General features: G+C 73.8%; 21 protein-coding genes. 12 read left to right on the forward strand and 9 right to left on the reverse strand.

Annotated elements, in window-relative coordinates; all coding sequences use genetic code 11:
- Positions 1 to 92: 92 nt before the first annotated feature.
- From KBX63_RS06375 to KBX63_RS06395, 5 genes are all read left to right on the forward strand, one after another.
- Positions 93 to 3,686 carry an ATP-dependent DNA helicase gene (locus KBX63_RS06375; protein WP_210909254.1) on the forward strand — a complete coding sequence of 1,198 codons (3,594 nt, stop codon included), beginning with the start codon at positions 93 to 95 and terminating at the stop codon, positions 3,684 to 3,686.
- Between the two features lie 10 nt (positions 3,687 to 3,696).
- Positions 3,697 to 7,074: an ATP-dependent DNA helicase gene (locus KBX63_RS06380; protein ID WP_210909256.1), complete on the forward strand. Its 3,378-nt coding sequence runs from the start codon at positions 3,697 to 3,699 to the stop codon at positions 7,072 to 7,074.
- A 226-nt stretch (positions 7,075 to 7,300) separates the two neighbouring features.
- Complete coding sequence (locus tag KBX63_RS06385) at positions 7,301 to 7,504, forward strand: cold-shock protein (protein WP_007464836.1); 204 nt, start codon at positions 7,301 to 7,303, stop codon at positions 7,502 to 7,504.
- 222 nt (positions 7,505 to 7,726) lie between these two features.
- Positions 7,727 to 9,049: a DEAD/DEAH box helicase gene (locus KBX63_RS06390; RefSeq protein WP_210909261.1), complete on the forward strand. Its 1,323-nt coding sequence runs from the start codon at positions 7,727 to 7,729 to the stop codon at positions 9,047 to 9,049.
- A 487-nt stretch (positions 9,050 to 9,536) separates the two neighbouring features.
- Entirely contained in the window at positions 9,537 to 9,737 is a 201-nt protein-coding gene (locus KBX63_RS06395; protein ID WP_210909263.1) for a hypothetical protein, read from the forward strand.
- Between the two features lie 153 nt (positions 9,738 to 9,890).
- Here KBX63_RS06395 and KBX63_RS06400 read toward each other — a convergent pair whose 3' ends face one another.
- The 3 genes from KBX63_RS06400 to KBX63_RS06410 are packed head-to-tail and all read right to left on the reverse strand — an operon-like array spanning position 9,891 to position 12,605.
- Complete coding sequence (locus KBX63_RS06400) at positions 9,891 to 10,775, reverse strand: ABC transporter permease (protein ID WP_210909265.1); 885 nt, start codon at positions 10,773 to 10,775, stop codon at positions 9,891 to 9,893.
- Complete coding sequence (locus KBX63_RS06405) at positions 10,765 to 11,544, reverse strand: ABC transporter ATP-binding protein (RefSeq protein ID WP_210909267.1); 780 nt, start codon at positions 11,542 to 11,544, stop codon at positions 10,765 to 10,767. Before KBX63_RS06405 ends, KBX63_RS06400 begins: the two co-directional genes overlap by 11 nt.
- Positions 11,541 to 12,605, reverse strand: coding sequence for an ABC transporter substrate-binding protein (locus KBX63_RS06410; protein ID WP_210909269.1), 1,065 nt, complete (start codon positions 12,603 to 12,605; stop codon positions 11,541 to 11,543). The genes KBX63_RS06405 and KBX63_RS06410 overlap by 4 nt, the downstream gene beginning before the upstream one ends.
- Before the next feature lie 174 nt (positions 12,606 to 12,779).
- Here KBX63_RS06410 and KBX63_RS06415 point away from each other — a divergent pair, with 174 nt between their 5' ends.
- The 3 genes from KBX63_RS06415 to nudC are packed head-to-tail and all read left to right on the forward strand — an operon-like array spanning position 12,780 to position 16,424.
- The gene (locus KBX63_RS06415) at positions 12,780 to 14,090 is read left to right on the forward strand and encodes a pitrilysin family protein (RefSeq protein ID WP_210909271.1); all 1,311 of its coding nucleotides are present in this window, start codon (positions 12,780 to 12,782) and stop codon (positions 14,088 to 14,090) included.
- Positions 14,087 to 15,430 carry a pitrilysin family protein gene (locus KBX63_RS06420; RefSeq protein ID WP_210909273.1) on the forward strand — a complete coding sequence of 448 codons (1,344 nt, stop codon included), beginning with the start codon at positions 14,087 to 14,089 and terminating at the stop codon, positions 15,428 to 15,430. The genes KBX63_RS06415 and KBX63_RS06420 overlap by 4 nt, the downstream gene beginning before the upstream one ends.
- Before the next feature lie 46 nt (positions 15,431 to 15,476).
- A complete protein-coding gene (gene nudC, locus KBX63_RS06425) occupies positions 15,477 to 16,424 on the forward strand; it encodes an NAD(+) diphosphatase (protein ID WP_210910139.1) in 948 nt (315 codons plus the stop codon).
- A gap of 125 nt (positions 16,425 to 16,549) precedes the next feature.
- On the opposite strand, the gene KBX63_RS06430 is transcribed toward nudC, so the two are convergent.
- The 3 genes from KBX63_RS06430 to KBX63_RS06440 all read right to left on the reverse strand — a co-directional run bounded on the left by KBX63_RS06430 (position 16,550) and on the right by KBX63_RS06440 (position 18,334).
- Positions 16,550 to 16,825, reverse strand: coding sequence for a hypothetical protein (locus tag KBX63_RS06430; protein ID WP_210909275.1), 276 nt, complete (start codon positions 16,823 to 16,825; stop codon positions 16,550 to 16,552).
- Positions 16,826 to 17,039: 214 nt separating this feature from the next.
- Positions 17,040 to 17,279 carry a DUF397 domain-containing protein gene (locus KBX63_RS06435; protein ID WP_089019109.1) on the reverse strand — a complete coding sequence of 80 codons (240 nt, stop codon included), beginning with the start codon at positions 17,277 to 17,279 and terminating at the stop codon, positions 17,040 to 17,042.
- 74 nt (positions 17,280 to 17,353) lie between these two features.
- Positions 17,354 to 18,334, reverse strand: a complete 981-nt coding sequence (locus KBX63_RS06440; RefSeq protein WP_210909277.1) for a helix-turn-helix transcriptional regulator — start codon at positions 18,332 to 18,334, stop codon at positions 17,354 to 17,356.
- 217 nt (positions 18,335 to 18,551) lie between these two features.
- On the opposite strand from KBX63_RS06440, the gene KBX63_RS06445 reads away from it, so the two are divergent.
- Positions 18,552 to 19,847, forward strand: a complete 1,296-nt coding sequence (locus tag KBX63_RS06445) for an MFS transporter (RefSeq protein WP_210909281.1) — start codon at positions 18,552 to 18,554, stop codon at positions 19,845 to 19,847.
- Positions 19,848 to 19,915: 68 nt separating this feature from the next.
- On the opposite strand, the gene KBX63_RS06450 is transcribed toward KBX63_RS06445, so the two are convergent.
- Entirely contained in the window at positions 19,916 to 20,158 is a 243-nt protein-coding gene (locus KBX63_RS06450; RefSeq protein WP_210909283.1) for a mycoredoxin, read from the reverse strand.
- Between the two features lie 92 nt (positions 20,159 to 20,250).
- Between KBX63_RS06450 and KBX63_RS06455 the strand changes: the two genes are divergently transcribed.
- The 3 genes from KBX63_RS06455 (at position 20,251) to KBX63_RS06465 (ending at position 23,282) form a co-directional block, all read left to right on the forward strand.
- The gene (locus tag KBX63_RS06455) at positions 20,251 to 22,416 is read left to right on the forward strand and encodes an ATP-dependent DNA helicase UvrD2 (protein WP_210909284.1); all 2,166 of its coding nucleotides are present in this window, start codon (positions 20,251 to 20,253) and stop codon (positions 22,414 to 22,416) included.
- 121 nt (positions 22,417 to 22,537) lie between these two features.
- Complete coding sequence (locus KBX63_RS06460; protein WP_121652695.1) at positions 22,538 to 22,786, forward strand: hypothetical protein; 249 nt, start codon at positions 22,538 to 22,540, stop codon at positions 22,784 to 22,786.
- A 130-nt stretch (positions 22,787 to 22,916) separates the two neighbouring features.
- Positions 22,917 to 23,282, forward strand: coding sequence for a WhiB family transcriptional regulator (locus KBX63_RS06465; RefSeq protein WP_074314263.1), 366 nt, complete (start codon positions 22,917 to 22,919; stop codon positions 23,280 to 23,282).
- A 341-nt stretch (positions 23,283 to 23,623) separates the two neighbouring features.
- On the opposite strand, the gene KBX63_RS06470 is transcribed toward KBX63_RS06465, so the two are convergent.
- Positions 23,624 to 24,970, reverse strand: coding sequence for an AarF/ABC1/UbiB kinase family protein (locus KBX63_RS06470; protein ID WP_210909285.1), 1,347 nt, complete (start codon positions 24,968 to 24,970; stop codon positions 23,624 to 23,626).
- On the reverse strand, positions 24,967 to 26,079 hold the full coding sequence (locus tag KBX63_RS06475) for a TOMM precursor leader peptide-binding protein (protein WP_210909287.1): 1,113 nt from the start codon (positions 26,077 to 26,079) through the stop codon (positions 24,967 to 24,969). Before KBX63_RS06475 ends, KBX63_RS06470 begins: the two co-directional genes overlap by 4 nt.
- Positions 26,080 to 26,265: the final 186 nt, after the last annotated feature.

A 26,265-nucleotide genomic window follows, 5' to 3' on the forward strand; every position in this document is an offset into this window, starting at 1 on the left:
CTTCATGATCGACGGAGCTGGTGGGGTGGGGTGGGTCGGTCGGGGCCTGGTGGGGTGGGTGGGGTGTCGTATGGGCGTGATGGGATGAGCTGATGCAGGCGTACCGGTTGGTGCGGCGGTCCGGAGGGCCGGCGCGGGGGGACGGGGGCGTGCCTGCCGGCGGCACCGTGCCCGCCGGTAGCGGCGCGGCCGAGGGCGACACCGTGCCCGCCGGTGGGGGTGCGCTGTCCGGGGCGGTCAGTCGGGACGGGCACGAGCGAGCCGCCGGGCCCGGTGCCGCCGGGGCCGGCCGGCGGGTCGATCCGGTGCAGGCGGAGGTGGTCGCGCACACCGACGGGCCGATGCTGGTGCTCGGCGGGCCGGGCACCGGCAAGACCAGCACCCTGGTCGAGGCGGTCGCCGCCCGGGTGACCGAGGGGGTCGATCCCGAAGGGATCCTGGTGCTGACCTTCGGCCGTCGAGGCGCCACCGCACTACGCCAGCGCATCGAGGCCCGGGTGGCGCAGGACGGCCACCGGGTGCTGCGTGAGCCCCTGGTGCGCACCTTCCCGGCGTACGCCTTCGGGCTGCTCCGCCGGGCCGCCGCCGAACGGGGCGAGCCGTCCCCCCGGCTGCTCACCGGCCCCGAGCAGGATCTGATCATCCGCGAGCTGCTGGACGTGGTGGGCGAGGAGCCCGAGGACGACCCGGTCGGCTGGCCGACGGATCTGCGGCCGGCCCTGCGGACCCGAGCCTTCGCCGGCCAGCTGCGCGACCTGCTCATGCGTGCCGCCGAGCGCGGCATCGGCCCGGCCGACCTGGCCCGGCTCGGCGAGAAGCTCGGCCGTGCCGACTGGCCGGCCGCCGCGCGCTTCCTGCGGGAGTACGTCGCGGTGCTCGCGCTGCGCGACGTCAGCAACCGGGGCTCGATCGCGTACGACCCGGCCGAGCTGGTCCGGGCGGCCACCGGGTTGCTGCGCGACGACGAGGAGCTGCTGGCCGCCGAGCGCCGCCGGCTCGCTCACGTGTACGTCGACGAGCTGGCCGACACCGACCCCGCCCAGCTCGACCTGCTCTCGGTGATCGCCGGCGGCGGCAAGCCGCTGGTCGCCTTCGCCGACCCGGATTCGTCCACGTACGCCTTCCGCGGCGCCGACCCGGCCGGGGTGACCACCTTCCCGCACCGGTTCCGGACCGCCTCGGGCGCGCCGGCCGCGCAGGTGCTGCTGACCACGTCCTACCGGGCCGGGCCGGGCCTGCTCGCGGCGATCGCCCGGCTGGGCCGCCGGCTGCGGGGTCCGGCGGCGCACCGCCGGCTGCATCCGCTGCCGGACGCCCCGGCCGGCGTGGTCGAGGTGCACACGTTCCGCTCGGCGACCAGCGAGGCCGCCTGGCTGGCGCACGCGCTGCGCTCCGCCCACCTGCTCGACGGCGTGCCCTGGTCACGGATGGCGGTGCTGGTGCGGTCGACCGCGTTGCAGCTGCCCACCCTGCAACGGGCGCTGCACGCCGCCGGCGTACCCACCGTGGTGCACGGCGAGGACCTGCCGCTGCACCTGCAACCGGCGGTGGCCCCGCTGCTGCTTCTGCTGCGTTGCGCGCTGGAGCCGGACCGCCTGGACGAGGAGGCGGCGGTCGCGCTGCTGCACTCGCCGTTGGGCGGGGCGGACCCTCTGGCCGAGCGGCGGCTGCGGCAGGGCCTGCGCGCTCTGGCCCTGGCCGGCGGAGACCGGCGCCCGTCCGGGGAGCTGATCGTCGAGGCGTTGCGTGACCCGGCCGAGTTGGCCGGCATCGAGCGGCGGTGGGCGGAGCCGGCGCAGGCGGTGGCCGGGCTGCTGGCCACCGTACGGGCCGCCGCCGCCCGGCCCGGCGCGACCGCCGAGGACGTGCTCTGGGCCGTCTGGCACGCGAGCGGGCTGGCCGAACGCTGGGCGGGCGCGATCGGCCAGGGCCAACCGGCGGCCGGCGAGGGGGACCTGGCGCGGCGGCGGCGGGCCGAGGCGGCCGACCGGGATCTGGACGCCGTGCTGGTGCTCTTCGACGCGGCGGCCCGGTTCACCGACCGGCTTCCCGGCGCCCGCGCCGAGGTCTTCCTCGACCATGTGCTCGGTCAGGACCTGCCGGCGGACACCATCGCCCCGACCGCCGACCGGGGTGCGGCCGTCCGGCTCCTCACCGCGCACGCCGCCAAGGGCCTGGAGTGGGACCTGGTCGCGGTGGCCGGGGTGCAGGAGGGCATCTGGCCGGACCTGCGCCTGCGCGGCAGCCTGCTCGGCTCGGAGCGACTGGTCGACGTGCTGGCCGGTCGGTCCGTCGGCGGCGCCACCCTGGCGAACGTGGTGGGTCAGACCTCGGCGTTGCTGGACGAGGAACGCCGGCTCTTCCACGTCGCCGTCAGCCGGGCCCGATACCGGCTGCTGGTCACCGCCGTGGCGTCGGCCGCGGTGGGCGGCGACGACCACGAGGAGCAGCCGAGCCGGTTCCTGCACGAGCTGGGTCCCACCGCGCCGCCCACCCCGCCGGACGGCGCCGGGCCCGTCGACCCGCCCGCACCGCCCGGTCCGCGTACCGGCCCGCCGACCAGCGGTCCCACCGGCGGCGGCACCCCGAACGCCGCACCCACCGGCGACGGGGCCGGCACCGCGGGGGAGGACGGCGACGGGGAGCCGGACCGGCCCGGCGCGCTGCCGGTCACCCGGCCACCCCGGGCGCTCACCCTGCCGGCGCTGGTCGCCGAGCTGCGTACGGCGATCACCGACCCGGCCGCGCCGGCGTTCCGGCAGCGTGCCGCGGCGGCCGAGCTCGCCCGGCTCGCCGCGGCCGGTGTGCCCGGTGCGCATCCGGACGACTGGTGGGGGCTGCGCGCCCTCTCCGACGACCGGCCGCTGGTCGATGACGGCGAGCCGGTGCGGGTCACCCCGTCGGCGATGGAGAGCGCGTTGCGGTGCAGCCTGCGCTGGCTGCTGGAACGGCACGGCGGCAGCGGTCCGACCAGCACCGCCCAGGGCGTGGGCAACCTGGTGCACGCCGCCGCGATGCTCGCCGAGGACGCCAGCGCCGACCGGGGCGCCCTGCTCGACTACGTGGCCGCCCGGTTCGACGCGATCGAGTTGGCCGCCCGGTGGATGGCCGGCCCGGAGCGGGAGCGCGCCGAGGCGATGGTCGACAAGTTGCTGCGCTGGCTGGCCACCAACCCGCGCCGGCTGCTCGCCATCGAGCACGAGTTCGCGGTCCGCCTGGACGACCCGCACCGGCCGGTCGACCTGACCGGCCGGGTCGATCGGCTGGAAATCGACGAGGACGGGCGGCTCGTGGTGATCGACCTGAAGACCGGCAAGTCCACCGCGGTCACCGGCACCGACCTGGCCGAGCATCCGCAGCTCGGCGCCTACCAGGCGGCGGTGGAGGCGGGGGCGTTCGCCGAGTTCGGCGAGGAGTCCGGGGGTGCCGCGCTGGTGCAGCTCGGCACCTCCGCCAAGGACGCCAGGGAACAGAACCAGCCGGCGGTCGGCGAAGGCCCGGCGGCTGGCTGGGCGACCGCGCTGGTCCGACGGACCGCCGATGCGATGGCCGCTGCCACGTTCGCCGCGGTGGCCAACTCGAAGTGCCGGGTCTGCCCGGTGCGCACCAGCTGCCCGGTCTCCGGGCAGGGGCGCCAGGTCGTCGAACCGCCGACCACCCGGAGCACCCGTGAGGGCGAGGAGTGAGCGTAGCCCCGTGACCCAGCCCGCCCTGTTCGGCGCCGGTCCGGCGCCGGCGCCCCGACTCGCCGACGCCGGCCCCCGGTACACCCCGGTGGAGCTGGCCAAGCTGCTGCGGCTGCCGGCGCCCACCCGGGAGCAGGCCGCGATCATCGCCGCCCCGGTGGAGCCGCTGCTGGTGGTCGCCGGTGCCGGGTCCGGCAAGACCGAGACGATGGCCTCGCGGGTGGTCTGGCTGGTGGCCAATTCGTACGTGCGGCCGGAGCAGATCCTCGGGCTGACCTTCACCCGTAAGGCGGCCGGCGAGTTGGCCCACCGGGTACGAACCCGGCTCGACCAGCTGATTCGCCGGCTCGGTCGGCAGGGCCGGGACCCGCTGGACGACCCGCTCGCCGGCGAGCCCACCGTCTCCACGTACCACTCGTACGCCGGGCGGATCGTCACCGAGCACGGCCTGCGGGCCGGCTACGAGCCGTCCACCCGGCTGCTCACCGAGGCGTCCCGTTGGCAGCTGGTCGACCTGCTGGTGCGCAACTACGACGGCGACATGTCCGAGGTGGACCGGATGCCGAGCACCATCACCGACGCGGTGCTGGCCCTCGCCGGGGAGCTGGACGAGCACCTGGTCGCCCCGGACGAGCTGGCCGCCTGGACCGGGCGGTTCTTCGCCGAGGTGCAGTCCCGGCCGGGCCGGGTCTACGCCGACGTGCGCAAGGCGCTCGCCCTCCAGCAGACCCGGCTGCGTCTGTTGCCGCTGGTGCGGGCGTACGCCCGGCGCAAGGCGGACTTCGAGGCGATGGACTTCGCCGACCAGCTCGCCCGGGCGGCCCGGGTGGCCCGGGACCACCCGGGGGTCGGCGAGATCGAGCGGGACCGCTACCGGGTGGTGCTGCTGGACGAGTACCAGGACACCAGCCACGCCCAGGTGGTGCTGCTCAACGCGCTGTTCGGCGGCGGGCACCCGGTGACCGCGGTGGGTGACCCGTGCCAGTCGATCTACGGCTGGCGGGGGGCCAGCGCGGGCACCCTGGACCGGTTCCCCACCGAGTTCGCCCGGGCCGGCGGCCGGCCGGCCGAGGCGCTCGGGCTCACCACCAGCTGGCGCAACCGCCCGGAGATCCTCCGGGTCGCGAACGCGCTGTCCACCCCGCTGCGCGCGGCCGGCGCCCGGGTGCCGGAGCTGCGCTCCGCGCTGACCGTCCGGGACCCGATCCCGCACCGCAGTCCCGGTGGGGCGGCCGGCGGCACGGTGCACTGCGCGCTGTTGCCGACGTACGCCGACGAGGCGGGCTGGATCGCGGACAGCGTGCTCGCCGCCTGGCGCGGCGCGGCGCGGATGCTCGGCGCGGTGCCCGAGCACATCCCGGTGGCGCAGCGGCCGACCACGGCCGTGCTTGTCCGGGTCCGCAGCCAGATCCCGGCGATCGAGTCGGCGCTGCGCGAGCGCGGCCTTCCGGTCGAGGTGGTCGGGCTGGGCGGCCTGCTGGACACCCCCGAGGTACGCGACGTGGTCTGCACGCTGCGGGTGCTGGCCGACCCGACCGACGGGGCCGCGCTGCTGCGGCTGCTCACCGGCGCCCGCTGGCGGATCGGGCCGCGCGATCTGGTGGCACTGCACCGGCGGGCCCGGTCCATCGCCAACGCCCGGCGACAGGCAGCTGCCGACGACACCCCGGAGATCAGCCCCGACCTGCTGGACGAGGCGACCCTGGTGGAGGCGCTGGCCGACCTCGGCCCGGCGCAGGCGTACTCGGCGGAGGGCTTCGCGCGGCTGCGCGCGTACGGCCGGGAGTTGGCGCTGCTGCGTTACCGGCTGGACCAGGCACTACCGGACCTGATCGCGGACATCGAGCGGACCATCGGCCTGGACGTGGAGGTCGCGGTGCGGGCCGGCCGGGACGGCGCCGGCGACGCCGGCCTGGCCCGGGGGCACCTGGACGCCCTCGGCGACGTGGCGGCCCGGTTCAGCGGGGAGACGCCGGGCGCGACGCTCGCCGGCTTCCTGTCCTACCTGGCCGCCGCCGAGGATGAGGAGCGCGGTCTCGCCCCGGGCGAGGTCGAGGTGGTGGAGGGCGCGGTGCAGGTGGTCACGGCGCACGCCGCCAAGGGCCTGGAGTGGGACGTGGTGGCGGTGGCCGGGCTGAGCCGAGGGCTGTGGCCCGGGCCGGTGCGCAACTCCGACCACTGGCTGGGCGGGCTGGGTGTGCTGCCGTTCCCGCTGCGCGGCGACGCGGACGGGTTGCCCGAGCTGGCGCTGGACGAGGCGGCGGACCAGCGGGCCGTGGCCCGGGCGGTGAGCGACTTCACCGACGCGTGGCGGGCCCACGACGAGCGGGAGGAGCGGCGGCTGACGTACGTGGCCGTCACCCGGCCGCGTCGGCTGCTGCTCTGCTCCGGTTACTGGTGGGGCGAGGGGACCAAGCGCCCGCGCGGGCCGTCGGTCTTCCTGCGCGAGGTGTACGACGCCTGCCTGGACGGCGGCCCGGGGCACCTGGTCGACGCGTGGGCGCCGGAGCCGACTCCGGACGCGACCAACCCGACCGCCGAGGTGGTGCTCCGCGCGGAGTGGCCGGCAGATCCGCTGGGCGGCCGCCGGCCGGCTCTGGCCGAGGCGGCCGCGCTGGTTCGCCGCCTGATGACCGACGGCCCGGCGGACGTGGTGGTCGCCGGTGGGCCGGGCGAGCCGGAGGTCGATCCGGAGGTGGCGCGCTGGCGGCGCGAGGCGGACCTGCTGCTGGCCGAGCGGGCCGAAGTGACCCGGCTCTCCGGCGCGGTCGAGGTGGCCCTGCCCGGGCAGTTGAGCGTCACCCAGTTGGTCGCGTTGCGCCGTGATCCGGCGGCCCTGGCCCGCGCGCTGCGCCGCCCGGTGCCCACCGAGCCCAACCCGTACGCCCGCCGCGGCACCGCCTTCCACGCCTGGCTGGAACAGCGCTTCGGCGCCGACCGGTTGCTCGACGTGGACGAGCTGCCCGGCGCGGCCGACGCGGACGCGGCGCCGGACGAGGCGCTCGTCGAGCTGCAGGAGCGCTTCCTGGCCAGCGAGTGGGCCGACCGGGTGCCGGTGGAGGTGGAGGTGCCGTTCGCCACGGTGATCGCCGGGGTGGTGGTGCGGGGGCGGATGGACGCGGTCTTCGCCCGGCCGGGCGGCCGGTTCGACGTGGTGGACTGGAAGACCGGGGCGCAACCGACCGGCCCGGCGGCGGAGGTGGCCGCGGTGCAGTTGGCCGTCTACCGGCTGGCCTGGGCGGAGCTGGCCGGCGTGCCGGTCGACCGGGTGGGAGCGGCGTTCCACTACGTCCGGCACGGGGTGACGGTTCGCCCCGCCGACCTGCTGGACGTGACCGGGCTCACGGCCCTGATCGCCAAGCTGCCGGAAGATTCCGTCCAACATTGACCACGGCGCGAAAATCCGTGGTAGGTTGAACGGGTTGCAGTTTTGGTTACCAGAGACTCTGTGTGCGCCTGGCGGGATTGTGGCCCCAGGCGCTCTTTGTTGTGTCCGGAGTTCTCCGGGCGGGGCGACCAGAAGCGACAGGCGATTCGCGCATTCCCGCGCGGAGCGCTCCTCTTCGGGCTCGCAACAAGTGCGAGTCCGACGTTCCGTCAAGGAGACGAAACACATGGCTATTGGCACCGTGAAGTGGTTCAACGCTGACAAGGGCTTCGGCTTCATCACCCCGGACGGCGGCGGCGCTGACGTCTTCGCCCACTTCTCGGCGATCCAGTCCTCCGGCTACCGGAGCCTGGACGAGAACCAGCGGGTCGAGTTCGAGGTGACCCAGGGCCAGAAGGGCCCGCAGGCGGAGAACATCCGCCCGCTCTGATCTTCGGATCGGCCAGCATTACCTGTCGCGCCCTCCGGGCGTGGCGGTGACGGGACCGGCCCGCCCCGTCGTCGACCTGCGTACGCAGGCGGCGGCCCGGCGGCGGGCCGGCCCGTACCCCCTTCGGTTCGTGCTTGTGAGTCCTGGCGGCCTTTTCCGCTGGCGACAGCGCCGTCTTCGGCGCCCTCCCTCGACACGTGCCGCGTCGAGGAAGGCTTCTGCGTGACCTCTGTTATTCCTTCGTTCGCCCATACCGGTCTGGCGCCGGCGCTGCTCACCGCGCTGACCGCGCAGGGCATCACCGAGCCGTTCCCGATCCAGTCGGCCACGCTGCCCGACTCGCTCGCCGGCCGGGACGTGCTCGGCCGGGGTCGCACCGGCTCCGGCAAGACCCTCGCCTTCGGGCTTCCGCTGCTCTCCCGCACCGCCGGCCGCAAGGCCCGGCCGGGTCGCCCGCTGGCCCTGGTGCTGGTGCCGACCCGGGAGTTGGCCCAGCAGGTGACCACCGCGCTGTCCCCGTACGCCCGCGCCGTCGGGCTGCGCTGCGCCACCGTCGTCGGCGGGTTGTCGTTGCAGCGCCAGGCGGACGCCCTGCGCGCCGGCGCCGAGGTGGTCGTGGCCACCCCCGGTCGGCTGCACGACCTGATCAACCGCGGCGACGCCCGGCTCGACCAGGTCGAGATCACCGTGCTGGACGAGGCCGACCAGATGGCCGACATGGGCTTCCTTCCGCAGGTCACCAAGCTGCTGGAGCAGGTCGCGCCGCAGGGGCAGCGAATGCTCTTCTCGGCGACCCTGGACGGCGGCGTGGACCGGCTGGTCCGCCGCTTCCTGAGCAGCCCGGTGACCCACTCGGTCGACCCGGGCACCGCCACGGTCACCGCCATGACCCACCACGTGCTGCACGTCGACGCGGTGGACAAGCCCGACGCGTTGACCCGGATCGCCGCCCGCGACGGCCGCACCATCCTGTTCATGGGTACGAAGCACCGCGCCGACCGGCTCGCTCGTCAGTTGCTCTCCAAGGGGGTACGCGCGGCCGCGCTGCACGGCGGCAAGTCCCAGCCGCAGCGCACCCGGATCCTGGAGCAGTTCCGCAACGGCCAGGTGACCGCCCTGGTCGCCACGGACGTGGCGGCCCGCGGCATCCACGTCGACGGCCTGGACATGGTGGTCAACGTGGACCCGCCGACCGAGGCGAAGGACTACCTGCACCGGGGTGGCCGGACCGCCCGGGCCGGCGAGTCCGGCTCCGTGGTCACCCTGGTCCTGCCGGAGCAGCGCCGGGATGTGTCCCGGCTGATGGCCACCGCGGGCATCCGGCCCGAGTCGGTCCAGGTCCGTCCGGGTGACGGGTCGCTGGCCCGGGTGACCGGTGCCCGCGAGCCCTCCGGCGTGCCGGTGACCATCGCGGGCCCGCCGGCGTCCGCTGGTCGGGGACGCACCGCCGGTGGATCCGGCGGCTCGGTCGCCGACGGTGCCGCCCGGCCGGCGCACCGCGCGTCGGGCCGGTCCCGCCGCCCGCGCCGCCCCCGCATCGCCTGACCCGTACACAACGACCGACCCGCCCCGCTCCGGCTGGGCGGGTCGGTCTGTCTGCGGCGCGGCGCGGGCCTGGCTGCGGGGACGGGCCTTGGCCGCACGGGGTCTGACCGCACGGGCCAGGCATACGCCGGGGGCTGGTCGCGTGGGGCACCGACTCCTCGTGACGACCTTTGCTCTGCTTCAACCCACGCAACGGACACTGTCCGGATAGCGGACACCGGCTGTTGCGCCGGTTGAAGCAGAGCAAAGGCGGCCGTGTGAGCCCTCGGCCCCCGGCCTGTCGCCACGATGGCCAGGAAACCCGGGGGCGCGTTGGAGCGACGTGCGGAGACGAGGCGCCGGCCGGTCGTTACGACGTCCGGCTGCTCGTCTGAGTCGGTAATCAGCCTCGGCTGGGTCGGCTGGCCGACTGTGTTCCGACGAGCCGTGGTCGAAGCTGACCACCGGGGGGACGCCGGGCGGGGGACCCGGCACGGAAGGGGTGACCATGGCGGGCGAAGCCGGCTCGGGTGCGCTGCGCGAACTGATCCTGGTGGTCGCGGTCGCGGTCGCCGGGCTGTTGCTCGCCATGGTTGCGGCCTTCGCGCCCTGGCACGCCACCCCGGTGGGTAATGCTCCCGCCGGCCTGGTGGAGCTGCACAGCCCCGGCGACCCGGGCTCCGGCCCGACGGTCGCACACGTGGGCTGAGCAGCGGCCGGACCGACCGGTGCCGGCGGAGGGGCAGGCCCGGTCAGGATCGGTACGAGGCGTGGTCGGGTCGGCGGGGCACCGGCCCGACCACGCCGCCACCGCCCTCGCATGGCGCGGAGCGCGTAACCGCTGCGTGCGGAGACGTACACCTCACTGACCAGCCTGGTCCAGCACACCCCAGCGGCGCCGGATCGCCTTGTCCGCCGCGCCGAAGGCGGCATCCACGACCAGGCCGAGCACCAGAATGACGATCATGGTGGAGAGCAGCCAGGGCGCGTCGGACAGCTCGCGGGAGTAGGTGAGCTGGGCGCCGAGGGAGGTCTGCGAGATGCCGACCACGATCAGCTCACCAGCCATCAGGCTGCGCCACGAGAACGCCCAGCCCTGCTTGAGCCCGGCGACGATCGCCGGCAGCGCGGCCGGTGCGATCACGTACCGGTAGAGGTTGAGCCCTCGGGCGCCCAGGTTGCGGCCCGCGCGCAGGAGCAGCGGCGGCACGTAGTCCACACCGGAGATCACGCCGTTGGCGATGGACGGTGCCGCGCCGAGCACCACCACGAAGAAGATCGCCTTCTCGCTCAGCTCGAACAGCAGGATGGCCAGCGGGAACCAGGCGATCGACGGCATCGTCTGCAACGCGGTGATCATCGACCCGATGGCGGCCCGGAGCACCGTGGACCGGGCCACCGCCAGGCCGAGGAGCAGGCCGACCGCGACCGAGAAGACGTACCCGACGGCGGCCCGGCGCAGCGTGGTGAGCAGGCCCTCCCAGAGCTGTGGGCCCTGGGCCTGGGTCAGCAGCTCGCGGCCGACGACCAGCGGCCCCGGCAGCGAGTACGGCGGCTTCCAGCCCGACCAGACCACCAACTGCCAGGCCGCGATGACGATGGCCAGCGCGGCCAGCTTGGGCCAGGTGGCCGCCCACACCCGGGTGCCCCCGGAGATCTCCTTCTCGCGGCCGGCGATCTCCAGCGCGTCCAGGCCGGAGATCTGTGCGTCGGTGCGCGCCGTGCTGGTGAGGGTGTCACTCGGCATGGCGGCCCACCTCCGTACGGAGCCGCTCGGTGACCTCGGCGGCGATGGCGGCGACCTCGGGGGAGTCGATCCGCCGCGGGCGCGGGATGTCCACCGTCGTGGAGTAGATGATCCGGCCGGGTCGGCTGGAAAGCAGGATGACCCGGTCGGCCAGCCGGGCCGCCTCGCGGACGTTGTGGGTCACGAAGAGCACCGAGAGCTTGCGCTCGGACCAGATCCGTTCCAGCTCGTCGTGCAGGATGTCCCGGGTCATCGCGTCGAGTGCGCCGAACGGTTCGTCCATCAGCAGCACCGGGGTGTCCAGGGCCAGCGTGCGGGCCAGCGCGACCCGCTGCCGCATTCCGCCGGAGAGCTCGTGCGGTCGCGTACGGCCGAAGTCGGCCAGGTGCACGGTGCGCAGCAGCTCCGCCACCCGCGCGCGCCGCTCGGCCCGGGGCAGCCCGCGCAGCTTCAACGGGACCTCCACGTTCCCGTCGACGGTCAGCCAGGGAAAGAGTGCCGGCTCCTGGAACATCAGGCCGGGGCTGGCGTCGCCGGCGAGGGCGATCTGCCCACCGTTGGGCCGGTCCAGCCCGGCGACCAGGTTGAGCAGGGTGCTCTTGCCGCAGCCGGAGGCACCGACCAGGCAGACGAACTCGCCCGGCGCCACGTCCAGGGACACGCCGTCCAGGGCCAGGACGGCGTTCGCCCCGCGTCCGTACACCTTGGTCACGTCGGAGAGCGCGACCGCGGTGGTCGCGCTCCCCGGCGTCGTCGTGGTCGACGTCACGGCTGGACGACCTCGGGCTTGCCCTGGGCCCTGAGCGCGTTGTTCAGGTACGTCAGGTCGTACAGGCCCTTGAGGTCCACCGGGTCGGTCAGCTTCACCTCGACGGCGTGGTCGAGCCCGGCCTTGAGGGAGCCGGGAATCGGGTCGTTGGTGAACTCCAAGGTCGGCCACGCCTGCTTGATCAGCTTCAGGTCCAGCGGCTTGCCGGTGATCTTGCCAATTGCCGCGGAGATGGTCTGCTGGGCCTCGTCCGGCCTGCTGTTGACGAACTCGTTCGCGGCCACCTGGCCGTCGACCAGCTTCTGCACCACGTCCGGGTGTGCCTTGAGGAACTTCGTGCTGACCAGCAGGTTCGTGATGACGAACTTCCTGTCCGGCCACAGGTCCCGCTCGTCGACCAGCACCTTGCCGCCGACGTTGACCAACCGGGACACGAACGGCTCGGGCACCCAGGCGGCGTCGATCGCGCCGCTGCTGAAGGTCTCCACCGTCTGGGCGTTCTCCTGCGGCACGATCTTGACGTCGCCGCCACCCTCCTTGGTGGTGGTCAGCCCCTGCCGCCTGAGCCAGTAGCGGACCGCCACGTCCTGGGTGTTGCCCAGCTGCGGGGTGGCGACCTTCCTGCCCTTCAGGTCCTGCGGGCCGTTGATGCCCGGCTTGACGACCAGCGCCACGCCACCGGAGGCGGCGCCGGAGACGACCCGGACCGCTGCGCCCCTGGACTTGGAGAACGCGTTCACGGTCGGGTTCGGGCCGATGTAGGTGGCGTCCAGCGCACCGGAGAAGACCGCCTCGATGGCGGCCGGGCCGGCGTTGAACGTCTTCGGGTCCAGCTTCACGTTGGCGCCGAGCTTCTCGGCGAAGATGCCCTTCTCCACACCGACGACCGCCGGCGCGTGGGTGATGTTGGGGAAGTAGCCGAGGCGCAGCGTCACCGGGCCGGAGCTGCCGCCGGCGGCCTCGCTGTCGTCGCCGCACGCGGCGGTGCTGCCCAGGGTCGCCGCGCCGACCACGGCGAGGGTGGCCAGGGTGACCAACCGGCGCAGGTGGAGCCGTCTCATCGTCCATCCAATCCGCAGTATTCCTACTTACTTGGTAGGAAGAGTGGGGCAGGTCGGATGCAGCGTCAAGGCTCATCCACATGCCGGGACGTCGTGCCCCGGTGGCCGACCCGGTGGCGGCGGCTCCGCGGAGGTCGCCGTTGGTGGAGGTGCCGACGCGCTAGGGTCGATCCCGTGGCGGCGCGGAGATCCAGAATTCCAGCGACGAAGTACCCGGTCGAGCGGTTCACCCTCGACAACGGCCTGCGGGTGGTGCTCACCCCCGACCGTAGTGCCCCGGTGATCGGGGTGGCGGTGGTCTACGACGTCGGCATCCGTTCCGAGCCGGAGGGGCGCACCGGCTTCGCCCACCTCTTCGAGCACCTGATGTTCCAGGGCTCGGAGAACCTGGAGAAGCTGGCCCACTTCCGGCACGTGCAGGGCGCGGGCGGCACCTTCAACGGCTCCACCCACCTGGACTACACCGACTACTTCGAAACGCTGCCGAGCAACGCGCTGGAACGCGCGCTGTTCCTGGAGGCGGACCGGATGCGCGGCCCCCGGCTGACCGAGGAGAACCTGCGTAACCAGGTCGACGTGGTCAAGGAGGAGATCCGGGTCAACGTGCTCAACCGGCCGTACGGTGGCTTCCCCTGGCTGACCCTGCCGCCGGTCATGTTCGACACCTTCCCGAACGCGCACGACGGCTACGGCTCCTTCGACGACCTGGAGTCGGCGACCGTCGCCGACGCTGCGGACTTCTTCCGCCGCTACTACGCCAGCGGCAACGCGGTGCTGGCCGTCAGCGGCGACATCGACGTGGCGGAGGCGACCGAGCTTGTCACCCGCCACTTCGGTGACGTGCCGGCCCGCCCGGCGCCACGGCGGCCCGCCTTCACCGAGCCCGACCTGACCGCCGAGCGGCGCACCTCGTACACCGACGCGCTGGCGCCGCTGCCGGCGGTGGCCGGCGCCTGGCGGGTGCCCGACCCGGTCACCGACTTCGCCGCCTACCTGCCGTACGTGGTGCTGGCCGAGGTGCTCACCGACGGCGACGCGTCGCGGCTCGTCGAGCGGCTGGTCCAGCGCGACCGGACGGTGACCAGCCTCGGCGGGTACCTCGGCTTCATGGGTGACCCGTTCGACGTGCGTGACCCGACGGCGCTGCTGCTCCAGGCGCACCTGCCGCCCGGTGGCGACGTGGACAAGGTGCTGCGCACCATGGACGAGGAACTGGACCGGCTGGCCACCGACGGGCTGACCGAGGGGGAGCTGGCCCGGACCCAGGCCCGGATGGCGACCCACCTGCTGCGGGACACCGACGCGGTGCTCGGCCGGGCGCTGCGGATGGCGGTGCTGGAACAGCAACGCGGCGAGCCGGGCCTGCTCAACGATCTGCCCCGGCTGGTCGGCGAGGTCACCGAGGAGCAGGTGCGATCCGCCGCCGCCACCCTGCGCCCGGAGCGGCGCGCCGCCGTCGAGGTCATCGCCGGAGGTGCCCGATGACCACCACCGTCCCCACCGGCCCCCGCACGCTGCCCCCGCTCGGCCCCACCCGCAAGCTCAAGGTGCCCAAGCAGGCCGAACGCACGCTGCGCAACGGCCTCACCGTGATCGCCGTACGCCGGCCCGCAGTGCCCCTGGTCGAGCTGCGGCTCTGGGTCCCGTTCGGGCGGGCGCACCTGGCCCGCGGCGCCATGCTCTCGCAGACCATGCTCTCCGGCACCGAGTCGATGACCAGCGTGCAGATCGCCGCCGAGCTGCAGAAGGTGGGCGGCGGGCTCTCGGCCGGCGTCGACCCGGACCGGCTGATGCTCTCCGGCGCCGGCCTGGTCACCGGCCTGGACCGGATGCTGGAGTTGCTGGCCGAGGTGCTGACCGGGGCCAGCTACCCCAGCGACGACGTGGCCACCGAGCGGGACCGGCTGGTCGACCGGATCCAGGTGGCGCAGAGTCAACCGGCGCACCTGGCCCGGGAAGCGCTGCTGAAGCGGATCTACGGCCGCCACCCGTACGCGACGCAGACCCCGGAGCCCGGCCAGATCCGCGCCGTCCGGCCGGCAGCGCTGCGCACCCTGCACGCCGAGCGTGTGCATCCGGCCGGCGCGCAATTGGTGCTGGTCGGCGACGTGCAGCCGGAGAAGGCCCTGGACGCCGCCGAGCGGGCGCTCGGCGGCTGGGCCGGCGCCGGGCGCGTCGCCGAGCTACCGGGCACCCCGCCGCTGGAGCCGGGGCCGCTGCTGCTCGTCGACCGACCGGGCTCGGTCCAGTCCTCGTTGCGGATCGCGCTGCCGGCCGTGCCGCGCACGGATCCCGACCACGCGCCGCTGCAACTGGCCAACCTGATCTTCGGTGGCTACTTCTCCTCCCGCTGGGTGGAGAACATCCGCGAGGACAAGGGCTACACGTACGGCCCGCACTCGGTGATCGAGCACTCGGTGGCCGGGTCGGTGCTGGTCGCCGCCGCCGAGGTGGCCACCGAGGTCACCGGCCCGGCGTTGCTGGAGACGACGTACGAGCTGGGCCGGCTGGCGTCGCTGCCGCCGAAGCCCGAGGAGCTGGAGCAGGCCCGCCAGTACGCCCTCGGCACTCTCCAGCTCGGCATGTCCACCCAGGCCGGGCTGGCCGCGTTGACCAGCGCGTACGCCGGCAACGGCCTGCGCCTGGACTTCCTCGCCGAGTACGCGGTCCGGCTGGCGAAGGCGACCACCGACGACGTCGCGCGGGTGGCGGCCCACTACCTCGCGCCGGCCCGGGCGGCGGTCGTGGTGCTCGGCGACGCCGAGCGGGTCAGCCCGGGGTTGGCCGCGCTGACCGCGGTTCGGACCGAGCCGGTGCAGCGGTGAGCCGGAGGCCCGCGCCGGCTGCGGAGGGCGCGGCGTGAGTGGGGAGATGGCGCCACCGCTGGCCCGGTCCACGCTGGACCGGGCCGCGCACCGGCGGGGCGATGCGCAGTGGCTGACCGAGGCGTGGATGCGCGCCCGGGTGCTGCTGCTCGACTCGACCGACGAGGGGCGGACGCTGGCGCGTACCGACGCGGCACCTCCGGCGCTGGTGCTGTTCGGGGCGGCGGACGTGCCGGCCGGGTCGGAGTCGATCGCGATGTTCCTCGGTGTCGAACCGGACGGGGTGCCGGTCTTCGCGGTCGACACGCCGCTGCCGGTGCTGCCGGGCACCCGGGCGGTCAACCTGCGCGAGGTGGGCCACCTGCTCGGCGACCGGGAGGCCGGCATATTCACCACCGCGTTGGCACTGGTCAACTGGCACACCCGGCACGGCTACTCGGCGGCCACCGGAGCGCCGACCGTGATGGACGAGGCCGGTTGGTCCCGGGTGGACCGCAACGGCGGGCGGATCTGGCCGCGCACCGACCCGGCGATGATCGTTCTGGTGCACGACGGCGTCGACGGCCCGGACGGGCGCTGCCTGCTCGGCAACAACGCCGGCTGGCCGGGGACCCCGGGCGGCCGGCGCTACTCCTGCCTGGCCGGCTACGTGGAGCCGGGGGAGTCGGCGGAGGCCGCCGTGCTGCGCGAGGTCCGCGAGGAGGTGGGTATCGGGGTCGAGCGGGTCCGGTACGCGGGCAGCCAGGCGTGGCCGTTCCCCGGCTCGCTGATGCTGGGCTTCCTGGCCACCGCCGACCCGACCGATCCGGTGGAGGTCGACCCGTCCGAGATCGCGTACGCCCGCTGGTTCACCCGGCGGGAGATCGGGGCGGCGCTGGCCGGGAGGACCGTGGACGTGGGCGACGGGGCCCAGCTGATCCTGCCGCCGCCGTCGTCGATCGCGCTGTTCCTCATCCACCGCTGGCTCGACGGCTGGGTGGACGCCGACCGGTGAGCACGGTCCCGGCCCGTGGCCGCCGTTGCCGCGGCGGTCACGGGCCGGGAACACGGGCCGTCGTGGTCGGCTGGGGCGAAAACGCGGCGGGGGAGCCGGTCCGACCACGACGGACGTCTCGTGGGTCAGGTGACGGTGCGGCCGGGTCTGTGCCGGAACGCGGGTCGGGCTTCGCTCAGCGGCAGGACCTTGACCCGTTGCTTGCCGGCGCGGACCGCACCGACCGTGGCGAGTGCCCGGGCGAGCAGCAGCGCGGCGTCCCGGTCCTCGGCGTGCACGATCTGCCGGCGCGGCTCGGGGGCAGTCGTTTCGTCGCGGAGTCGATGGCCGTCCGCCCAGGCGGCGGCGATGTCCCCGTCGGCGACGGCGCGGATGTCGGTGCGAACGATCAGGAACCGCATGAGGGTCTCCGGATGAACCGCGACGGATGAGCCAGTGTGGAAGTTCCACGTATCTCGATGGCCATGTTACGCCGCGTGTTCGTCCCAGCAACTGAAACGCGCCTATTGGTTTTGAGCCTCGTCCGATCGGCGGATGGCTGCTCAGCGGGGTCGGCGGTGGGTAACGCGACGGGGCCGCCGGCAGCGCGCCGACGGCCCCGTCCCGGTCACCGGATCAGTTCAGATCGAACTGGCCCTTCTTCGCTCCGGCGATGAAGCCGAGCCAACCCGCCCGGTTGAACAGCAGCACCGGGCCACCCCGGTCCTTGCTGTCGCGCAGAGCGACCGCCGATGGGCCGGTGCCCAGCGGAGCGACCTCCACGCAGTTGGAGGTCTGGCTGCGCGTGCTGGTACGCCACGGGGCGTCCGACAGCCGGTGAGCGGGGACGGACGGCGTGTTGCGGATGTCGTTCATGGTTCTGCTCCTGATGTGAACCGCTCCGATGGGACGAGTGGTGCCGCACGCCCCGACGGAGGGTCCCCCGTGGATCACCGTTCCGTCAGCCGCCCCGAGGCCCGGCGGCGTTGGGTCGGCGCCGTTGCCGGCCCGAACGCCACTGTGGAAGGGGGCGCCGCCTCGGTCGGCCGTCCCGTCGCCTCGATCAGCCAGGAGAGGGTGTCCGAGGCGGTAAGTGCCGCCGTGCATAGCCACTCGAACACCACTTTATAGCGATTTAGTGCGATTGCCTCGGTCGACATGACGTCGGTGAACCCCCCTTCGATGGCCAGCGTCTCCGGATCGAGCGGATCGGCGAACCGGTAGAGGGAGAACGCGGTCGGCGGAAGGTACCAATTGCCGATCTGGGTGTCCCGCAGCAGCACGTGCAGCGTCACGTTGGGCAGCAGGGCCAGCTCGCAGAGCTGGCGAAGTTGCTCGTGCAGCACCTCGGGCGGGCCGGCCCGGCGGCCGAGGGCCGCCTCCTCCAACACGGCCGTGTAGCGGGGCGCGTCGGGCTCCCGGGTGAGCAGCGTCTGGCGGGCCAGCCGTGCCTGGACCTCGGTCTCGGGCTCCTCACCGGGCTCCGGTTCACCGGCGCCCTCGGCCACCTGACGGGCCGAGACGATCCGTACCTGGGCGTACCCGGGGGTCTGCAACAGCCCCGGCACCAGCACCGGGTTGTACTCGGAGATCTCCGCGCAGCCCGCCTCCAGCTCGGCCCAACTGCGCTGTTGCTGAGTCATCACCGGGAAGTTCTTCAACCAGCCCCGCATGTCACCGGCCTCGCTGGTGATCCCGAGCAACTCCTCGTGCAGTGCCGCGTCGGCGCCGTAGAGGTCGAGCAGAACCCCCACGTCCTGCGGGTCGGGCCGGCTGCGGCCGTTCTCCAGCCGGGACAGTTTCGACGCGGAGGCCCAGCCGATCCGCTCGATGACCTGATCCCCGGTGAGGCCCGCGGCCTCGCGCAGGCGGCGCAACTCTGTGCCCAACCGGCGACGACGCAGTATCGGGCTGGGTGCGGCAGGAGGCACGGTGTCCTCTTTCCCGTCGACCGCCGCAGACGCGACGGTAACTGTATGAAATTCGCCCCCCACGGTCAGTATGGACGGCGCGACCGGCGTCGGAGGTTCCGGCGGGGGCGTGTCTCGCGAAAAATGGACCTCGGGTACGCCGGACGACGGCGCGCCCCGAGGTCGCGGCCCCGTCGACCACGCCCGCCCGGGCGCGCCATCCCCGCCGGAGGGACCCATGCGCACCGTCCTGCGCCGACCCGACTTCCGCCTGCTCTTCGGGGGCCTGCTGGCCAGCATGACCGCCGAGTCGATCCTGCTGCTCGCGCTCGCGATCTGGGTCAAGGACCTGACCGGCTCCGACGGGCTCGCCGGCGCCACGATCTTCGCCGTCATCGCCCCGATGACGCTCGCGCCGCTGGTCGGCTGGTTCGTCGACCGCTACCCGCGCCGGCCCTTCTTCGTGGCCGCGAACCTGGTCACCGCAGTGCTGCTCACCCCGTTGTTCACGGTCCGGGACGCGGGCGACGTCTGGCTCGTCTACCTGGTGGCCGCCCTGTACGGCCTGTCCTACATCACGCTCAGCGCGGCGCTCAACGGGCTGATCCGGCAGCTGGTGCCGGTCGAACTGCTGGCCGAGGCGAACGGCGTGTTGCAGACCGTACGCCAGGGGCTGCGGCTGATCGGCCCGCTTGTCGGCGCGGCGCTCTACGCGGCGATCGGCGGGTGGGCGCTGGCCGCCATCGGCATGGTCGGATTTCTGACCGCGGCCGCCGTGGTGACCGCGCTGCCCACCCCGCAGCCGGCGCCGCCGACCGTACGGCTGCGCTGGCCGGCCGAGCTGGGAGCCGGGCTGCGACACCTGGCCGGTGAGCCGGCCCTGCGCCGGGCCCTGCTCGGCTACGGGTTCGGGTCGCTGGTGATGGGCTTCAGCGAGTCGCTCATCTTCGCCTACGTCGACCAGGGGCTGGATCGGGACGCCGCGTTCGTGGGCGTGCTGGTCACCGTGCAGGGTGTGGGTGGGCTGCTCGGTGGGCTCTGCTCGCCGGCGCTGGTCCGTCGGCTCGGCGAGGTCGGCACGCTGGCCGCCGGGGTCGCCTTCTTCGGGCCGGCCGCGCTCGCGCTCGCGTACCCCGATCTCCGGCTTGGGGTCGCGGCGGTGCTGCTGGCCGGCGTCTCGCTCCCGCTGACCATGGTGGGGCTGCACACGCTGATCCAGCGGCGTACCCCGCCCGGGCTGGTCGGCCGGGTCGCCGCCGCCACCGAGGCGGTGGTCAGCGGGCCGCAGGCGTTCTCCATCGGCGCGGGTGCCCTGCTGGTCGGGTTTCTGGACTACCGGGCGCTGTTCGCGCTGGTCGGGGTGGCCACCCTGGTCGCCGGTGGTTACCTCTGGCGGGGCCGGCACCTCAGCGCGCCGTCCGGCGCCCGCCCGCCCGCACCGCCGCCCGGCCCGATCCTTCCGGCGCCCCGGCGCCCGGCGGACGACGCCGACCAGCAGGTGGCGACCGGGAGTCACCGGTCACCGCGACCGTGACGGACACCGGACACGACGAGCGGCCGCCCCGGATGGGAGCGGCCGCTCGCCGAGAATGACCCGGTCGGTCAGGCGGTGAGGGTGTCCAGGTGCTGCTTGACCTGGTTGATCGAGGGGTTGGTCAGGGCGCTGCCGTCGGCGAAGCGCAGCGTCGGCACCGTCTGGTTGCCGCCGTTGACGCTCATCACGAACTCGGCGGCCTTCGGGTCCTGCTCGATGTCGACCACCTCGTACCCGATGCCCTCCCGGTCCAGCTGCGACTTCAACCGGTGGCAGTAGCCGCACCAGGGGGTGGAATACATCGTCAGCATGGTCGGGCCCTCCAACTCATCCGCCGCCGGCTTGCGGATCAAGCCGAGGCTGTTCGCTGCAACGTCCGGGACAGCTGAGATGATTCCTGGTTGTGGTGGTTCACTCAGCGTCGGAACGCGTGCTCGCCGGGCTGGACCCCGAGCAGCGCTCCGCGGTGACCGCACCCGCCGGCCCGGTCTGCATCCTGGCCGGGGCCGGCACCGGCAAGACCCGCGCGATCACCTCCCGGATCGCCCACCGGGCGCTCTCGGGCGAGATCTCCCCCCGGCACGTGCTCGCGGTCACCTTCACCGCCCGGGCCGCCGCCGAGATGCGCAGTCGACTCACCGTCCTCGGGGTGGGCGGTGTGCAGGCGCGGACCTTCCACGCCGCCGCACTGCGCCAGGTGCGCTACTTCGCCCCCCGGCTGCTGGCCGGCCGGGCCATGCCCGAGCTGCTGGACAGCAAGGTGCGGCTGGTCACCCTCGCCGCGGCCCGGGTCGGCCTGCGGACCGACCGGGCCGCCGCGAGGGACCTGGCCGGCGAGATCGAGTGGGCCAAGTCGTCGCTGGTCGAGCCGGGGGACTACGTGGTCTCGGCGGCCCGGGCGCTGCGCGACACGCCGCACGAACCGACGAAGGTGGCCGAGGTGTTCGCCGCGTACGAGCAGCTCAAGCGTTCGAACGGCGTGATCGACTTCGAGGACATGCTGCGCGCCGCGGTGTGGGGCATCGAGGAACACCCGGACGTCGGCGAGCAGGTCCGCGGCCAGTACCGGCACTTCGTGGTGGACGAGTACCAGGACGTCAACCCGCTCCAGCAGCGGTTGCTGGACGCCTGGCTGGGCGGCCGGAACGACCTGACCGTGGTTGGCGACGCCAGCCAGACGATCTACTCGTTCACCGGGGCGACCTCGGCGTACCTGGTCGACTTCCCGCGCCGGCACCGGGGCGCCACCGTGATCCGGCTGGTTCGTGACTACCGCTCCACCCCGCAGGTGGTCGGGTTGGCCAACGCGGTGATCTCCCAGGCCCGGGGCGCCGAGGCGCGGCTGCGACTGGAGTTGAGCGGGCAGCGCCCGGCCGGTCCCGAGCCGGACCTGCGGATCTTCACCGACGAGCCGGCCGAGGCGAACGCGGTGGCCGCCCGCTGCCGGTCTCTGATCGACGCGGGCACACCGGCCAAGGAGATCGCCGTCCTGTTCCGGATCAACGCGCAGTCCGAGGCGTACGAGAAGGCGCTCACCGAGGCCGCCGTGCCGTACGTGGTGCAGGGCGCGGAGCGGTTCTTCGAGCGGTCCGAGGTGCGCCAGGCGATGGTCGCGCTGCGCGCCGCCACCCGGTCGATCCCGGGGGAGACCCCGCTGCCGACCGCCGTCGTCGAGGCGCTCACCGCGGTCGGTTGGGCCCCGGACACGCCCCCGCCCGGTGGCGCGGCCCGCGAGCGGTGGGAGGCGCTGGCCGCGCTGGTCCAGCTCGCCGAGGAGTACGCGGCCACCCCGGAGGTGGTGCCGATCGGCGAGGCGGCGGCGGTCGAGCGCCCGGTCACCCTGGCCCACTTCACCGAGGAGCTGGCCCGGCGGGCCGCCCAGCAGCACGTGCCGACGGTGGACGGGGTGACGCTGGCCTCGCTGCACTCGGCCAAGGGGCTGGAGTGGGACGCGGTCTTCCTGGTCGGCCTCGCCGAGGGCACCCTGCCCACCACGTACGCGAAGACCGTCGAGCAGGTCGAGGAGGAGCGCCGGCTGCTCTACGTCGGGATCACCCGCGCTCGGCAGTGGCTCTGGCTGTCGTACGCCGCCGCGCGCTCGGCGGGCGGACGGGCCCGGCGCCCGTCGCGGTTCCTGCCCCAACTGGACCGCTCCGGCGGGACCGAGCGGGCCAACGGTGGCGCCGGTCCGGCCCGTCGCCCCGAGCGGCGCCGGACCCAGATCGTCTCCTGCCGGATCTGCGGCGCAACCCTGCTCGCCGGTCCGGACCGCAAGCTGGGCCGTTGCCCCACCTGTCCGTCCGACATCGACGATGAGCTGCACGAACGGCTGCGCGAGTGGCGGCAGCGGGTGGCCGGGGCACAGAAGGTTCCCGCGTACGTGGTCTTCACCGACGCCACCCTGATCGCGTTGGCCGAGCGACGGCCCGGTCGGCCGGAGGAGTTGATTGCCATCGCCGGCATCGGCCCCCGGAAGCTGGGCCTCTACGGGGAGTCGGTACTGGCGTTGGTGGGGGGCGCGGCAGTGGACGACGTCTGCCCGGAGAAAACTTTCGAAATCTCGTCGTAAATTCGTTTGCCCTCGCCCCGGCGCGAGGAATAGCCTCAGGACACACCACGCGAGCGGCGCCATTCCGGCTGCTCACGGGGTTGGTCCGGTCGATTCGAGGAACGTGAGGGAGGTGGCACCCGTGAAGATCTTCACCTATGAGCGTCTGGCGGCGATGCCAGCTGTCCACGCTCCGTTGTCGGCTGTCCGGGTGGCCCTCGCGGCCGCACGACCGTCGGTTCCGCAGGTGCACCAGGTTCAGGCCGAGCTGAACCTGACTGTCGCACCCATCGGAGTCGAGGGGACCAGTGGCTTCACGGGCATGGGCATCCAGGGCGCCAAGAAGCGCACGGATGTCCGCGGCGTTCCACCTCGAGGTAGACCGGTCTGACCATCAGACACCGGCTCACCTCGAGGCCGCGGAACCCGCTTACCGGGATCCGCGGCCTCAGTTTTTTGCCCCGCCGAAGTACGTCGGAATGCGATCCACGAGATCGAAGTGAGAGAGAGGTGACCGGGCGATGAGTCTGGCGTTGGCCCCCCTCGACGTGAGCGTCGAGATGGAGGCGAACCTGCCCTGCCGGAAGTTCGACCCCGACCTGTGGTTCTCCGACTCGCCTGCCGAGCTCGAGCTGGCCAAGTCGCTCTGCGGGGACTGCCCGCTGCGCGTCGAGTGCCTGGCCGGGGCGGTGGAGCGAGCGGAACCGTGGGGCGTCTGGGGCGGCGAGATCTTCGAGCGTGGCGCGGTCGTCCCGCGCAAGCGGCCCCGTGGCCGTCCGCGCAAGGAAGACGTCGCACGTGACGCCGCGCTCCGGGTCGAGGCCGAGGCGCGCCTGGCGGCCAGTGGGCTGTCCGAGGTGCGTGGCGCGGTCCGGCTGGCAGCCTGACATGTTCCCGATCCGTACCAACTACGCCGGTGTCACACCGGCAGCGAGTGAGAAGACCATGCTGCACGTACCGACTGGAGCCTTCGAGATGCAACTACTCCACGAAGCGTTGTCCCGGGCTCGAATGCGCCGGCCTCAGGCCGGTCGTACCACCACGAGCACTGAGGCAACCCGATCCGCCCGTACCGTCGCCATGACCAGCCGCAACCAGTCGGCCCGCGATCTGGGCGTTCTCTAGTACCACCCACACAGAGTGGGGCGGGTGCCACCGCCACCCGCCCCTCTCGCCGGGCCAAGGAAGGGCACCTTGTTAACAGCCGGTGCTGAACGGCCAGCGGTGCTCAGGCGACCGGGGCGAAGCCGGGCAGCCAGCGCTCCAGGATGCCCCGGTACGGCGCCTTCGCCTCCAACTGGCAGAGCACCCCGATCGACCCGAGCGTCACCCGGTGGATGAGCAGATATGACGGCGGCAGGTTGAGCTGCCGGCTGAGCTGGTACGTGGGGGAGCGGGGGCTGGCCAGTCGGGCCGCCTCGGCCCGCAGCCAGGCCCGGGTGAAGCGGAACTCGTCGGCTGCGATGGGCTCCAGCATCGGACGGAGGAAGTCGAGCACTCCCTCGGCGTCGATCTCCTCCGTGGGGCTGACGAAGCCCTCGGACCGCAGCCCCGCCACCACCCCGTCGGCGTCGTTCCGCAGGGCCAGCGCGGCGATGCGACCGATCGGCTCTGGCGTGCCCTCCGGCATCCGGGCCACCGCACCGAAGTCGATCACCCCGAGCCGGCCGTCGGGCAGGATCCGGAAGTTGCCCGGGTGCGGATCGGCGTGCAGCAGCCCGGCCCGCTGCGGTGCGGAGAGGTGCAGGGTGGCCATCAGGCGGCCGGCCTCGTCCCGCTGCTCCTCGGTGCCCTCGCGGATGATGTCCGCGAGGGGTGTGCCGGTCACCCACTCGGTGACCAGCACTCGGGGCGACGCGGAGACCACCGCCGGGATGTAGATCTCCGGGTCGTCGGCGTACGCGGCGGCGAACGTGCGCTGCGACTCGCCTTCCAGCTCGTAGTCCAGCTCCTCGGTGATCCGTTCGCGCAGCTCGACCAGGAGCGGCTTGACGTCCAGGCCGGGCTGGATGGCCCGGAACATCCCGCCGAGCCGGGAGAGCTGCTTGAGGTCGGCGAGCAGCGCGTCGCCGGCGCCCGGATACTGGATCTTGACGGCCACGTCGCGGCTGTTCGGCTCGCCCGACGGGCCGTACCCCGGCTCGCGCCACCGCGCCCGGTGCACCTGGCCGATGCTGGCCGCGGCGGCCGGGGTGTCGTTGAACTCGACGAACCTGTCCCGCCAGTCCGGGCCGAGCTGCTCGGTCAGCACCTTGTGCACGCTGGCGACCGGCAGTGGCGGAGCGGCCTCCTGGAGCTTGGTCAGCGCCTGGCGGTAGGGCGCCGCGATCTCCTCGGGCAACGCCGCCTCGAAGACCGACAGGGCCTGGCCGAACTTCATCGCGCCGCCCTTGAGCTGGCCCAGCACGCTGAAGAGCTGCTCGGCGGTGCGCTGCTGGATCTCCGCGGAGATCACGTCGGAGGCGAGCCCGGTGACGCGCTTACCCATGCCGAGGACGGTCCGACCGGCGAAGCCGAGCGGCAGAGCGGCGAGTTTGGCGGTGCGGGACACGGCCCGGCGCGGGATGTCGGTCACTCGGTCATTGTTACCGACCGGAGGGCCCCGCTGCTGCTCTGCTGGCGGGCTGGTGCCCACACCCGGTTCGGCGAGCACCCGCACGCCGGGTGCGGCGGCCAGCCCCGGCGGCGAAACCGGCCCGCTCCGGTGATCTCCGTGGCACCGCCCAGCGTCTCCGGGCTGCCGCCGTCGAGCTGCGCCAGCGCCTCTGCCAGCGCGTACCCGGTGGCTGCGAGCAGTGTGCCGGCCGCGCCGGCGGCGGCCGGCTCGGCGGCCGCGAGTTGGGCGGCGAGCCGCGGCCAGTCCGGGTCGCGGTCGGCCCGGTGCAGCTCCACGCAGTGCAGACAGGGCCCGGCGGGTGGGCGGACCAGCGGCCCGATCACCGGTACGCCCTCGCGCAGGGTGACCAGCAGGTGCGGCTGGCGGCGTTGGGCGAACCCGGCGGCGAGCAGCGCCGGAGGACGGTCGGTGCCGAGCTGGATCACCAGGTCGACCCGGGCGGTCCGACCCGGGTGGGTGCCGGTGCCCGGCGCGGCGCGGTCGAGCGCGGCCCGTACCGCCGGGGCCAGCGGGTGGCCCAGCTCGGCGGCCGGGATGCCGGTGCCGACCAGGTCGATGGGGCGTACCGGGCCGGTGAGGTGCGGAATCACCTGCCCGACGCCGGACTGGGCCAGTGCCACCGCCAGCGGTGCGCCGAGCGCTCCGGCCCCGCTGAGCAGCACTCGGGCGGCCCGCCGCCGGCGCAGGCACTGCGCGGGGGTGCCCGGCAGCCGGGCCGCGGCCAGGGCCAGCGCGCCGGCCTCCGCGGCGAGCCGGGCCCGGACCGGCCCGGTCAGCTCGCGGGGGAGCAGGCTGTGCGCGGGCACCAGCAGGCATGCCGTGCGCAGGGCGTCGAGCAGGTCACGTGCCTCATCGGCGGCGACCCGGGCGGTGGCCGCGTGGGCCAGCACGGCGCGCTCGCTGTGGGTGCCGTCGAGCAGGTCGAGCAGGTGGGCGGCGCGCGGGTTGGCCAGCTCCAGCAGCACGGCGGGCCCCGGGCCGACGCCGAGCTGGAGGGTGTGCCGGTCCCGCCAGAGCCGGCTGAGGCCGGGCAGCAGGGTTGGGCGCGGCAGGGCGGTACGACTCATGATGACGAATCGTGACCGCTTCCCTCCGCTCGGTCGATCGTTGTCCACAGGTGGTCGGGCCGCTGTCCAGCGTTGTCCACAGGATTTGCCGGGTTATCCACAACCCGCCGGTGGTGGTGTCGGTCACCCGACAGACCGTCGATGGTCCTGGTCGGCACGGTGGTGGTCACGCCCCGGAACGGCAAC

This window comes from Micromonospora sp. U21 (assembly GCF_018070045.1).
Classification (GTDB): Bacteria; Actinomycetota; Actinomycetes; order Mycobacteriales; family Micromonosporaceae; genus Micromonospora.